The organism is Flavobacteriales bacterium (assembly GCA_020435415.1).
GTDB lineage: Bacteria > Bacteroidota > Bacteroidia > JACJYZ01 > JACJYZ01 > JACJYZ01.
Genome location: JAGQZQ010000023.1, coordinates 26,403 through 40,487, shown reverse-complemented (window position 1 = coordinate 40,487; position 14,085 = coordinate 26,403). Strand labels below are relative to the sequence as shown.

Here is a 14,085-nt window from a genome sequence, read left to right as displayed (position 1 = left end):
CTCCGGGATATATTTACGTATGGAATGATGTCTCAGGTCAAACTACGGCAACCGCGACCGGCTTATGTGCGGCGGTGTACACGGTAACTGTAACTGATGCAGCGGGCTGCACGCTGGTTGATATGGTGACACTGAATGATAACGGTGGACCAACGACCTTGGGTGAGGTGATTACCAATGCGGGTTGTAACGGAGATTGTGATGGTACAATTACCCTGACGCCATCGGGAGGTATACAGCCTTATACTTACCTTTGGAATACCGGAGAAACGACGACAAGCCTGACGGGTTTGTGCGCAGGAGCCTATTCGGTATCTGTAACGGATGCCCTGGGTTGTACTCTGCCAATGGGCCTTACCGTAACTGAACCGCAACTTCTTACAACAGTTTTTAGCGATACAACAAATGTTTCGTGTAACGGAGATTGCATCGGTGAAGCCGAGGTTACACCCTCAGGTGGCACACCTCCATTTGCATATCTCTGGGGTGATGGTCAGACAAGTACGACTGCAACTGGTTTGTGCAGTGGTGCAATTGATGTTACCGTCACCGATGTGAACGGTTGTACCGCAACCGGCAGCATCACGATCACTGAACCAAATACGTTGACAGCATCTGTTCTATCTGTTACCGATCCTACATGTAATGGCGTGTGCGACGGTTCAGTGGCAACTACGATAGCAGGTGGTACGACACCTTACAGCTATGTATGGACTGATGGTCAGACCACGGCGAATGCTACTGGCCTCTGTGACGGTGTATATGACCTCACGGTAACTGATGCCAACGGTTGTACAGCAATGACTTCAGGAACGGTGACCAGTCCGAATCCGATTGTTTCCAACCCATCTTCGGTGAGCTCAAGTTGTGGTGTTTGTGACGGAAGTGTCTCCGTAGCACCTACGGGTGGTACCAGTCCGTTCACTTATGTTTGGGATGATGCTTCAAGCCAGACTTCGGCAACAGCGACAGGCCTGTGCGCAGCAGCATACAATGTGACCATAACAGATGCCAGTGGATGTACAGCAACGGATGTGGTTATTCTGAGCGACAACGGAGGTGCTACAAGCGGCGGTGAAGTAATAACCAATGCAACATGTAACGCAGCATGCGATGGGCAGGTGGTTCTGACACCGGTCGGTGGACAACTTCCCTATTCTTACCAATGGAACGATGCTTCAAGTCAGACAACCGCTACCGCAACAGGTCTTTGTGCAGGGAACTATATCGTTAGTATTTCTGATAACAACGGTTGTTTGCTCCCGGTTGCAATCACGATAACTGAACCTGCTGTGCTTGCTGGTACGTTCACCGATTCATCGTTTGTGGATTGTGGTGGTAACTGTACGGGGATGGCGGTGTTGACACCCACCGGAGGTACCTCTCCTTATACGTTCGTATGGGATGACGGCCAGACCGACAGCACGGCTACCGGCTTATGTGCAGGTGCCGTTGGTGTGACAGTGACTGATGTCAACGGTTGTCAGACGACCAACAGCATTACGATAACCGAACCATCACCGCTTGTTCCAACCATCATATCCAGCACCGATCTTATATGTAGCGGGGTATGTGTCGGAACGGCAGAAGTTGCCGGTGCAGGTGGTACATTGCCATACAGTTATATGTGGAGTGACGGTCAGACCGACAGCTTAGCAACCGGATTGTGTGCGGGATCATATTCAGTAACGCTCACGGATGTCAATGGCTGTGCGGATTCCGTATCTGTGCTGATCCTGTCTCCGTCTGCACTGGTTGGAAATGGAACCAGCGTGAACTCGACATGCGGTGTTTGTGATGGTAGTGTAACCATAGCACCAACAGGTGGAACACCGGGGTACACCTACGTATGGAGTGATGCTTCATCACAAACAAGCGCCACGGTGACCGGACTGTGTGCAGCTCTTTATTATGTGACCATCACAGATGTGAATGGTTGTGTTCTGGCAGATCAGGTGCCATTGAGTGATAATGGCGGACCAACCATAGATAGTATGAGTGTCGTGGATGTGGGATGTAATGGGAATTGCGATGGCCAGGCTACCGTTGCTGTCAGCAGCGGAAATCCACCGTTTACTTACCTGTGGAACGACGCATCATCACAAACAAGCGCCACGGCTACCGGATTATGTGCCGGAGTCATTTACGTGGAGGTTACCGACGGACTGGGTTGTAAGACCGTTCAGGGAGATACCATAAGGCAGGCATCCTCGCTTAATCTTACTCTGGTTGATACGGTATCATTATCATGTAATGGCATATGCGATGGAACGGCTACCGTAACGGTAAACGGCGGTACCCCGGCATATACTTACTTATGGAGCGATGGCCAGGCCAATGCCACTGTAACCGGACTTTGCTCGGGTATCTATAATATCACCGTTACTGACTCAAAGGGATGTACAGGAACGGACGTTTTGGTGGTGGATGAACCTGCTCCGCTTACACTGAGTGTATTGTCAGCGCCTTCTTTCATTTGCAATGGTGATACCGCTATTGTGAGCGCCACCGCAGGCGGCGGTACTGCCCCATACAGCTATTTGTGGAATGACAATTTATCTTCCACCACTGCCAACATCATGGTTTCTCCGATCGATACCTTCCTGTATATCGTTACGGTAACCGATGGCAACGGATGCACGATTACCGGTTCGGATACCCTGGCGGTTATCTCCCCGGGAGTTCCGGTCATGGATCCGGATACGGGAATTTGTAAAGGTGATTCGCTTCTGCTTGTCGGACAGATATCCGGTTCCGGAACCTACCTGTGGACCACGAACGGGTCAGGAACGTTTGTGCCGGACAACACTTCCCAGGTCGTGCATTATTTGCACAGCCCAACGGATTCGGTGATTGAAATTTACCTGACATCGGTTGGTGCCTGTTCCAACATAACCGATACCATGGAAGTGACGGTAGGTATCAAGGCCATTGTAAATGCGGGATTGGATCAGGAAGTTCCCATCGGTACCAAGTCATTGCAGCTGAGCGGATCTTATCAGTTTACCTCTACGGTGATATGGACAAGCAACGGTTCGGGAACCTTCGTGCCGAATAATACCGACCCGAATGCGGTGTACTTCCCCGGTACGGGAGACTACGATCTGGATTCACTCGTCCTGACACTCAGCAGTACCGGAAACGGATGCGCGCTCGCCTCTGACATTATGGTGGTCAAATTTATCGAGGTGATCATACCGAACGTATTCACACCGTATCCGGAGTCGCCTGGTGTAAACGACGTATTCTATATCCGCGGATTGCCGCAAGGTGCCAGACTGACCATATTCAACCGCTGGGGTATCAAAGTTTACCAAAGTGATTACTACCGGAACGACTGGGATGCAGCAGGTGTGGATGGAGAAGTGTATTACTATGTTCTCACGTGGGAGGGCAAGTACTGGCGGGGTTATGTGCAGGTTGTGAAGGGTAAATAGGACCTGATATCACCTTGTACCGCCTCAACAAAGGCCTCTGCATTTTTTCCCCATTGCATTTTTATATACTTTAGCGGCATCTTTCAACCGTTGTAATCCCCATGTGGGCCAGTCTTTCTACGATCATTCTCCGCAACCGCCTTACGTTTCTGCTGGCCATTGGCCTGCTGACGGCCTTTATGGGCTACAAGGCAACGTCGGTTCAGTTGTCGTATGAATTTGCAAGCCTGCTGCCGGAAGATGACACAGCCAGCGTCGATTACCATGAGTTCAAGGCGTTGTTTGGTGAGGACGGCAATGTATTGGTCATTGGTATCCAGGACCCCGATATCTTCAAACTGGACAAGTTCCAGGGCTGGTATGATCTGACACATGCGATCAGAAATACCGACGGTATCGAAGAAGTGGTATCCCTGGCCAGGCTTTATAGCATTCGCAAGAATCAGGAAGAACATAAGTTTGATTTCTTCCCTGTTATCGAGCACCGGCCGGAGACACAGGAGGAACTGGATAGCATTCGCAAAGAAATCCTTGACCTTCCGTTTTATAACAACATTATTTACCACGAAGACAATCATTCCACTTTGATGGCCGTGACGCTGGATGAGAAGCGTCTGAATTCAAAGTCACGCATTACCCTGGTGGAAGATGTGATTGCCCTGGCCGATGATTTTTCAGCCAAATATCATACGGATGTTCACTATTCCGGGCTCCCTTTTATCCGGACTGCGATCACCGCCAAGGTTAAGAAGGAGCTTCAGATGTTCCTGTTCCTTGCGATTGCGGTCACTGCCACCATACTTTTCCTGTTTTTCCGCTCGATCACGCCCATGGTATTTTCCATGGTTGTGGTCATCATCGGTGTGATATGGTCATTCGGTATCATTAGTTTGCTTGGGTATAAGATTACCATGCTCACCGGGCTGATTCCACCACTGATCATAGTGATCGGCATTCCGAATTGTATTTTCCTGCTGAATAAATATCACCGGGAGTACAAGAACCACGGAAACCAATTTAAAGCACTGGCAAGGGTTATTCAAAAAACAGGTGCAGCCATCCTGATGACCAATGTGACCACAGCCTGTGGATTTGCAACCTTCTCTATTACGGAAAGCAAAGTATTGAAGGAGTTCGGGGTGGTGGCATCGGTGAATATCCTGCTGATCTTTGTCTTGTCCCTTCTGCTCATCCCTATCATCTTCAGCTACCTGAAGCCACCGAGGGAAAAGCATACCCAGCATCTGGATAATCGTCTGGTACAGCGCTTTGTGGAACGTCTGGTGGTCATTATTAATGATTACCGCCGGTGGGTTTACGTTTCAACAGTATTGCTTCTGGTGGTTGTCGTACTCGGCGTGGTGAAGATGAAAACGACAGGAAACATTGTGGATGACCTTCCTTCCCATGATCCGATCACGGTGGACCTGCGCTTTTTTGAAGAGCATTTCAGCGGCGTGATGCCATTTGAGATTTTCATTGATACCAAGACCAAAAAAGGTGTGATGCGCCTTCCTACACTTGAAAAGATTGAGAAATTACAAAAGATCATATCCTCTTATCCGGAATTCTCCAGACCCCTGTCTGTTGTGGACCTGATCAAATTCTCGAAGCAGGCATATTATAATGGAAATCCTTCCAGGTATCAGCTGCCCACCAAACCGGAAAGTGGTTTTATACTTTCCTATGTCCCCAAAGATTCCCTTGGGAAGAATCCGTTGAAATCGTTCATAGACAGTACCAAGGCAATCACAAGGGTCAGTGCGCAAATGGCCGATATAGGTACCAGGGAGATCGAAAGGATCAGGGATGATCTACGTCCGAAGATCGACTCCATCTTCGACCCTGCCAAGTATCGGGTGATTCTTACCGGTACAAGTCTGGTTTTCCTGAAAGGGACGGATTATCTGGTAAACAGTCTTTTTGTGAGTGTGGCCCTTGCCGTTTTCCTCATTGCCTTTTTTATGGCTGTACTGTTTCGGTCATTCCGAATGGTGCTGATTTCCCTTGTTCCCAATATGATCCCGCTGTTGCTTACTGCGGCGTTGATGGGATTTGCGGGTATATCTATCAAACCTTCAACGGTGTTGATCTTCAGCATCGCCTTTGGAATCTCCGTGGACGATACGATCCATTTTCTTGCCAAGTATCGCCAGGAACTGAAGATTTACAACGGGAACATCAAGAAATCTGTCCTGGCTGCCATGCGCGAGGTTGGGGTGAGTATGATGTACACATCCATTATTCTGTTCTTTGGCTTCGGGATTTTTGCCGCTTCCCGCTTTGGCGGCACGCAAGCCCTTGGTGTCCTTATTTCAATTACATTACTTATTGCCATGTTCTCTAATCTGGTTTTACTTCCATCGTTACTTCTCTCACTAAATAAGGCCATTGTGTCCAAGACGTTCAGGGAACCCTTTTTCGAAATCCTGGATGAGGAAGAAGATATTGACCTGGATGAGTTGACCATTGCAAAGGGAGAAGGTAACGGAGGGAAGGAAACCACCAATACCAATTTGATATGAAAGGAATCATTCTGGCAGGAGGGTCCGGTACGAGACTCCATCCCCTGACCCTGGTCATGAGCAAGCAGTTGATGCCTGTATATGATAAACCGATGATTTATTACCCTTTGTCAACCCTCATGCTTTCAGGTATAAGGGAGATCCTTATCATATCAACCCCGCATGACTTACCTCATTTCAAGCACCTGCTGGGTGATGGTCGTCCTTGGGGGTGTCAGTTTACATATGCTGTCCAGGAAGAGCCCAATGGACTGGCGCAGGCTTTTGTGATCGGTGCGGATTTTATCGGTAATGATAAGGTGGCGCTCGTGTTGGGAGATAATATCTTTTATGGTACCGGAATATCCAGGATGTTACAGCAATGCAATGACCCGGATGGAGGTATTGTCTTCGCATACCATGTGTCCGATCCGGAGCGATATGGCGTGGTTGATTTTGATGAAAACGGCAAAGCCATCTCCATTGAAGAAAAACCACTTAAGCCCAAGTCTAACTTTGCCGTTCCCGGTTTGTATTTCTATGATCAGAATGTAAAGGAGATCGCGGCAAACCTTAAGCCCAGTGCACGTGGCGAATATGAGATCACCGATGTGAACAGGCAATACCTCGAAGCCGGAAAATTAAGTGTGGCAGTGCTGGACCGGGGAACCGCCTGGTTGGATACAGGTACTTTTGATAGCCTGATGCAGGCAGGTCAGTATGTACAAGTTATCGAGAAACGCCAGGGACTGAAGATCGGCTGTGTGGAAGAGGTGGCCTGGCGTATGCGCTATATTGATGATGCTCAATTGGAGAAATTAGCCGAACCATTAAGGAAAAGTGGTTACGGTGATTATCTTCTATCTCTGATCAAAAACAGGTGAATCCGGTGAAGGATATCCGGAAAATGCTTGAACATGCCTTTGCAGACTGGGTGCCGGGGACTAACCCTACCGGTCTATACGAACCTATCCGCTATATCATGTCGCTTGGCGGAAAACGCCTGCGCCCCACTTTGGTGCTCACCGCTTGTAAAATGTCAGGATCGGATTCAGAGCGTGCATTGGGGCCGGCGATGGCCATCGAAATATTCCACAATTTCACACTGATGCATGATGATATCATGGATCAGGCACCGCTGCGTCGCAATCAGCCTACCGTGCATGCAAAATGGGATGTGAATACCGCCATCCTGTCCGGGGATGCCATGTTTGTGAAAGCTTATGAGAAAATGATGGATGCTCCGGAAGCATGTCTGAAGCAGGTACTGCAAGTATTTAACAAAACAGCACTGCAGGTATGTGAAGGTCAGCAACTGGATATGGATTTTGAGAGCCGCAATGATGTGTCTCTGGATGCATACATGGATATGATCACCATGAAAACGGCAGTGCTGCTGGCTGCCAGTTTACAGATCGGTGCCTTATGCGGCGGAGCAAGTGAAAGCGATGCCCGGATCTTATACGACTATGGCTTGCACACAGGGATCGCCTTCCAACTGATGGACGACTTACTGGATGCATTCGGAGATGCTTCCTCCTTCGGTAAACAAACAGGAGGCGATATTCTGGCTAACAAAAAAACATTCCTTTGGTTATCGGTGGGTGAACACGGAAGTGGTGATGATATAACGCTTCTTGAGCACTGGGCATCCCGCCATGATGCACCTGAAGAAAAGGTATCTGCCGTGAAATCTTTGTATCAGAAAATCGGGGTAGATAAGATGCTGAAGCAAAAGGTAAGGGAACATTACCAACAAGCCGATAATGCACTTACCGAACTCTCCTTTAACGCGGAAATTCTAACCACGTTTATGGAAGGACTGATGAGTCGCGAGGTTTAGGTTAGTCTTTAGTAGTTAGTAGATAGTAGTTAGTAGTTAGTTTGGAAGCATCCTTACTAAATACTTTGTACTAACGACTATTCTCAGTTCGGATGGAACTTCCAAATTTTATATATTTATGTCCCTTCGTTTTTAATAATTCCCGCATTGTTTCAGAAAATAAAATGGTTCGGATCATTAGGGATTGCTTGTTGTTGTGGGGTTTGATCGTTTGTGGCTGCCTATCTGTGACGGCGCAACAGGACACGTCATCGCTGTACGCTAAAACGTATGAACTTTATGGTCCGGACGACCGGTTGGCAAGAGGTGAATTCTATCGGAGCGAGCATAAGCAGGCCAACGGCTCGGCATTCCTTTTTGATAGTATTATGCCAAGTTCCGTGGTTGTCGTTAAAGGCGAAGTTTTTAATGATGTATCCTTACAATATGATATTGTAAAGAATAAATTGATCCTATACACATTGGTTAATGGACTCAGCGAGATTCCTGTTGTAATGCGTGGGGAGTGGGTGGATGAGTTCATTGCCGGCAATCGCCGGTTTATTAATGCAAAGAAATTCAACGATGAGTCCGGTCCGGTTGGATTTCTGGAAATGGTGGTGACAGCCGATGAACATGTTTTTCTTATAGGGCACACCAAACGTTTCATTCAGGATTATTCAAGCCTCAACCCATATGGCCGGTTCTCATCTGTAAGACAAACCCTTTATTGCCCGGAAGCAGGAGAGTTGAAGAAGGTGAAAACAAAAAAGGATTTTGTTGCCTGTTTTCAGGATGAGAAAAGTGAGATCAATCGATATTTCAGGAAACACCGGATTCGTTATAAATACATGAGTACTGAACAGTTGGCTGATATTGGAGCGAAGTTTCATGTACGGGAAGACAAGGATAAATATCATTTGGCTGACACGTCTGAAGCGGCACAATTCCGGTTATTTCATCCATGGGTCATAGCCGCTGTCAGTGATTATAGCGATTCGGTGGCCATGGGTAAGCGCAGCGTATTGTCCTGGAGTTTTTTCAATAATGATGACTTTAATGTTGATCCGGACACAGTAATCGATCCATCGAAGGCGAACCATCTTCTCAGAAACGAAAAGGAATACAACATAAAGACGGTTGTAGCAGGCAGCCGGACCTCGCAGACTGGTGGTGCGATGGCTGTTGTAAGAGGATATGTGCGCAGGGCAAAGGACGGTGAAGGAATTGCTGGTGCCACATTGTATGTGGAAGGTGCTGATCTGGGCACGGCCACGGATGAGCACGGGTTTTATTCTGTTACAATACCCAGGGGAAAATATATCCTGATCCTGAGAGCGATCGAATTCAGGGAAGAAAGGATGAACTTAACGGTTTATGATGATGATAAGATTGACTTCTCCATGGTGGAGCAGGTTTATGATTTGCAAACAGTGGTCGTTTCTGCAGGGGTGGTTAATAAGTTGGAGCTGGCTTCGCTGGGTTTTGAAAAGCTGGATGCGAAGGCCATAAAGGTTATTCCCCGGATGATGGGGGAGGCGGACCTAGTCAAGACTGCATTGTTGTTACCAGGTGTTCAGTCTGTGGGAGAAGGTGCATCCGGGTTTAATGTAAGGGGAAGCCCGGCCGATCAGAACATATTTTATCTGGACAACATACCAGTTTATAATACAGGTCATTTGTTTGGCATGTTTACTGCTTTCACTCCGGCTGCGATCAAGGACTTTACTTTGTATAAAGGAAGCATTCCCGTTCAATTCGGCGGACGCCTGGCATCGGTATTCGACCTGCATACAAAAACGGGGAACCGTAAAAAGTTTTCAGCCAATGGTGGTGTTGGCCCATTGACAGCCAACCTTTTAATTGAGGGGCCCCTGGCCAAAGAAAGAATCAGTTATCTGGGTGCTGTACGTTCGTCATATTCCGGCTGGATGTTCAGATTGGTGGAGGAACCCAGGATCAGAAATAGCAGAGCGGATTTTCAGGATGCATTGCTGCATGTCAATATGGGTGTGGGTGACAACAACACATTACACATTGTGTCATATGTTAGTCGTGATAACATTAATCTTGCCAGTTTTACCCACATGAACTACAGGAATGCGGGGATATCGGCAACGTGGAGGCATATTATCAGAAACAGACATCACGTTGAGACAAGTGCAATCTACAGTCAGTACAAATACCACGAGAATAACAGTGTTGAAGAAAAGACGGCATATTCTTCCGGGTATGCGTTGAATCATTCGGAAATCAAATCTACACTCACATGGCTTCCCGGCAGCAATCATAAAATCACTGCGGGCGCCGGTGGTATATTTTACCTGATCAATCAGGGAGGGCGGTATCCATTGACCTCCGAATCGCTGGTGACACCCCTTCAACTGGGAAAGGAACGGGGGATTGAAACGGGAATCTTTGCAAACGATGAGTGGAAGATCGGTGCATTAACCGTGATCAGCGGAGGTTTGAGGTATAACCTGTATTCTTATCTGGGACCCAGAGATATGTATGTTTATGACGGTGACCGGAAGACCGTTTCATCTATCACCGATACCATGAACTACGGGAGGGGTGAACGTATCGTAACCTATCATGCACCTGATGTTCGGCTCTCAGCAAAGTATTCACTCTCGGATCTTGTTGTAGTAAAAGGCGGTATTAATCAAGTTCATCAATATGTGTTTATGCTTTCCAATACCGTGGCTGTTGCACCCACGGATAAATGGAAGTTGGTTGATTCCCATATTAAACCGCTTAGCGGTATCCAGTATGCTGCTGGTATCTTCAGGAAAAGCAGGAATGATGTGTTCACTTTTTCTATGGAAGCATACTTCAAACATGCAAGGAATACCGTTGAGTTCCGCGATGGTGCCAGTCTCGCCTCCACCAGAACCCCTGAAACAGAAGTGCTACAGGGGCAACTAAAAGCAGCGGGTATTGAAACAATGGTGAGTAAAACCAAAGGCCGCCTTAACGGTTGGGTGAACTATACATTCTCCAGGTCCGTTGTTTGCGTTAATAGTCAGACATCTACAGATGCCATCAATCAGGGAGTACCCTTCCCAGCCAATTTTGATAAACCGCATGCCATCAACATAGCAGCCAACTATCGTTTCTCCCGCCGCTTTAACGTTTCCACCAATATGGTTTACGCAACGGGTCGCCCCATCACTTACCCGATTGCCATTTTCTATCAGAATGAGATTCCGATTGTACAATACTCAGACAGGAATGCATACCGGATCCCCGACTATTTTCGTATTGATCTTTCTGCCAGCGTGGAGGGAAATCTCAAGTCAAAAAAACTAATACACGGTTCCTGGAGTTTTTCAGTCTATAATCTTTTAGGCCGCCGTAATGCTTACTCGGTATATTTCAAACAGGAAGAAGGGAGTATCAAAGGATACAAACTTGCAGTTATCGGAACCCCTATATTTTCCTGTGCATACAGCTTTAAACTGGGAGGTTATGAGGAGTAGCAAATGTATTTTACCTGTTATGATGGCTATTGCCATTCTGTATGGCTGTGTGGAAGAATATCAGCCGGAGATCGATGAAGGCAAATCTGTACTGGTGGTGAACGGAGCCATCACGGACCTGCCCGGACCCTATATGGTACGGATATCCACCTCCTCAAATACTTCCGACCCTAAATATCATCCGCTCAGGAATTGTGTGGTCACTATTGCGGACAACTTAGGAAATAAAGCCGCTCTTAGTGAAACATCGGATGGTGAATACTATACGGATTCTGCTGCGATCCGTGGCATACCCGGCCGTAGATATCATATTATCGTGGAAACACCTGATGGTGAACGGTTCGAGTCAGATGAAGAATTGTTGATGAAAGGGACGGGTATAAAGAACCTTTATCCGATCCTTGAAACACATGATGACCCTGAATTTCCTACCCCTAGGGAAGGCTATCAGTTTTATATCGATACAGAAGTTCCCGTTTCCGATACCAACTATTATATGTGGTCGCTTGCATCAACCCATAAGTTTGATGTAGAGTTCAAAATTTATTGGTATTACGATGGGATAAGACTCCATCAGGTACTGCACACAGATTCTCTTCAAACATGTTTCAGGACCGATGCGATCAAAAAGATCTTTCTTTATAATACATCTGAATTCAGTCAACCGGTTGTAGAACATCATCCGCTTCACTTTGAGGATAATTATTCTAAGGCACTGACCATCAGGTATAGCTTGTACGTACAGCAGATGTCGCTTACGAAGGAGGCTTATACCTATTGGAATAGCATCAGGGAGATATATGATAACCAAGGCTCTCTCTATGAATATCAACCTTACTCAGTCCGGGGAAACATATACAAAGTGGGAGATCGTGGGACGGAAGCCTATGGTTATTTTATGGCGGCAGGGGCATCTGACAGAAGAGTGTTTGTTGATCGCCCGCCTGGTGTGAGATTCATATATGATATTTGTCTGTTCACAGAGGCCGATATCAGAGCTGTAGCGTATCTTGATTATACCAGCCCTGACGAATGGCCTGTGTTTGTTGCTCATGATCATAGTGGAACCAGCGGAATTCCCAACAAGGATTGTATGGACTGTCGGGAGAATGGTGTACTTGAAAAACCCCCTTTCTGGATTGATTGAATGTAAAGTCATACCAATCTCACGCTCTCGTATTATTAGCGTTCTTTTCCTGGTCCTGTTATGGCCGGGATTCACGCCTGTATTTTCCAGGGATGAACCGGATACGTTTGAAAAGGTGATCATCACGACGGACAGGTCGATTTACTATACCGGGGATATTTTGTGGTTCAATGCCAGTGTCATGTCCTCCCTCCCTTCCGGTCTGGCATCCACCGTGGTTTACATTGAAATATTTGATCACAGGATGTTACCGGTACTGCAAACCAAATGCAGGGTTAAAAATAATGTTGCCCAAAGTGGAATTTCCATCCCGGATGACCTGATCACAGGAAGTTATTTTATTCGGGCCTACACCCAATTTATGAGAAACTATCCGCCGGAATACTATCATACCAGTCAGCTGATTGTGATTAATCCGAATGCACCACCTGAGAACGGTATGTATGTGGTTGATACCAGCAGATTTCAGATGGGATGGCATGATCGCAGGGCCAAAGAGCATGTCAGGATTTCAACAGATAAGGATAAATATCGTCCAGGTGATGTCATGAACGCCACCATCACCGGAGAAGATATAGATGACTTAAGTATTGCTGTGGTGAGAAAAGGAACCTATATAAGATCCTATCATGGAATTAATGAGTCACCTGGTCGGTCAGAAATACCTCGCGATGAAATAGAGTGGTGTCCTGAGATCAGGGGAGTCAGTGTTTCAGGTCGTGTGGTGAATACTGAGACCGGGCAAGCCATAGGTCATGCGCTTGTTTATGCGGGTGTTAATGTGGGGCAACAGCAGTTTCATGTTACCAGAACGGATGGTTCCGGAAGTTTTATTTTCAGTTTACAGAATCTCGAAGATCGCCAGGAAGTTTTTATAGCCGTTGAGAATCAACCGGAGGTATCTGCAACTATTCTGGTGAACAATGACTTTGCTCCAGAGTTTCCGGAAATACCGATCACGGCCATGGTTATGGATACTCCCACCTATGAACTCTATAACCGGTTGTATCTGGATAAACAAAGCAGACTTCATGACAGCATACCGGTAAATGTTTTTTATGAAACAGACAGCTTGAACCCACATCCTTTTCATTACGTGGATAACGGAATATGGCTTCGGGATTATGTCCCGCTTCCTACATTAAGAGAGGTGTTCAGCGAGCTGGTACCAAATTCATATGTCAGGGACATTGAAGGTCGTCAGCGCATTGTCACTTTTGATCCCAAGACCAATATTGTCTCGGAGAATACCATGGTATTGCTTGATGGTGTACCTTTCACGGACCATGACCGTTTATTAACCATTCATCCGGAACGGATCAGAAGCATCCACGTTATTCCAACTTATTTTGTAAATGGCGGATCAGTGTTACACGGACTGGTCAGCATCAGCACGGTTCGGCATGATCTGAATGGACTGGAGTTACCGGACGGTGCGGTTGTTGTTAAGGTGGGATCGCTTTGCCGGCAGATCAAACCGGTTCAACCAGGGACCGGTAACATAGGGGATTCGTTTACGGAAACGTTGTTGTATTGGGATGCACAAGCTTCATTGATCAGTGGCCAACATTTATTCCGGATTCCGATTCCCGAATGTGAGGGAGCATATGAGATTATTGTGTCCGGAATTGATCGGAAAGGTGTTGAAGTGTTCTCCGGGAAATCGTTGGTTATCCAACCCTGATTCTCAGGT

The 14,085-nt window shown here is 47.0% G+C and carries 7 protein-coding genes; all 7 read left to right on the top strand.

The annotated features are described in order from the left end of the window. A partial coding sequence (locus tag KDD36_05870; protein ID MCB0396158.1) for a gliding motility-associated C-terminal domain-containing protein occupies positions 1-3,437 on the top strand: 3,437 nt, incomplete at its 5' end. A gap of 101 nt (positions 3,438-3,538) precedes the next feature. Next, positions 3,539-5,962: an MMPL family transporter gene (locus KDD36_05865; GenBank protein ID MCB0396157.1), complete on the top strand. Its 2,424-nt coding sequence runs from the start codon at positions 3,539-3,541 to the stop codon at positions 5,960-5,962. Further along, complete coding sequence (gene rfbA, locus KDD36_05860) at positions 5,959-6,825, top strand: glucose-1-phosphate thymidylyltransferase RfbA (protein ID MCB0396156.1); 867 nt, start codon at positions 5,959-5,961, stop codon at positions 6,823-6,825. The genes KDD36_05865 and rfbA overlap by 4 nt, the downstream gene beginning before the upstream one ends. Continuing rightward, entirely contained in the window at positions 6,822-7,784 is a 963-nt protein-coding gene (locus KDD36_05855; GenBank protein ID MCB0396155.1) for a polyprenyl synthetase family protein, read from the top strand. The genes rfbA and KDD36_05855 overlap by 4 nt, the downstream gene beginning before the upstream one ends. A 164-nt stretch (positions 7,785-7,948) precedes the next feature. Further along, positions 7,949-11,245: a TonB-dependent receptor gene (locus tag KDD36_05850; protein ID MCB0396154.1), complete on the top strand. Its 3,297-nt coding sequence runs from the start codon at positions 7,949-7,951 to the stop codon at positions 11,243-11,245. Next, positions 11,235-12,392, top strand: coding sequence for a DUF4249 domain-containing protein (locus KDD36_05845; GenBank protein ID MCB0396153.1), 1,158 nt, complete (start codon positions 11,235-11,237; stop codon positions 12,390-12,392). Before KDD36_05850 ends, KDD36_05845 begins: the two co-directional genes overlap by 11 nt. After that, on the top strand, positions 12,385-14,076 hold the full coding sequence (locus tag KDD36_05840; GenBank protein ID MCB0396152.1) for a carboxypeptidase regulatory-like domain-containing protein: 1,692 nt from the start codon (positions 12,385-12,387) through the stop codon (positions 14,074-14,076). The genes KDD36_05845 and KDD36_05840 overlap by 8 nt, the downstream gene beginning before the upstream one ends. The last annotated feature ends 9 nt before the right edge of the window (positions 14,077-14,085 follow it).

Coding starts and splice junctions, on each gene's coding strand:
- KDD36_05865 (MCB0396157.1), top strand. CDS start 3,539: ATGTGGGCCAGTCTTTCTACGATCATTCTCCGCAACCGCCTTACGTTT.
- rfbA (MCB0396156.1), top strand. CDS start 5,959: ATGAAAGGAATCATTCTGGCAGGAGGGTCCGGTACGAGACTCCATCCC.
- KDD36_05850 (MCB0396154.1), top strand. CDS start 7,949: ATGGTTCGGATCATTAGGGATTGCTTGTTGTTGTGGGGTTTGATCGTT.
- KDD36_05845 (MCB0396153.1), top strand. CDS start 11,235: ATGAGGAGTAGCAAATGTATTTTACCTGTTATGATGGCTATTGCCATT.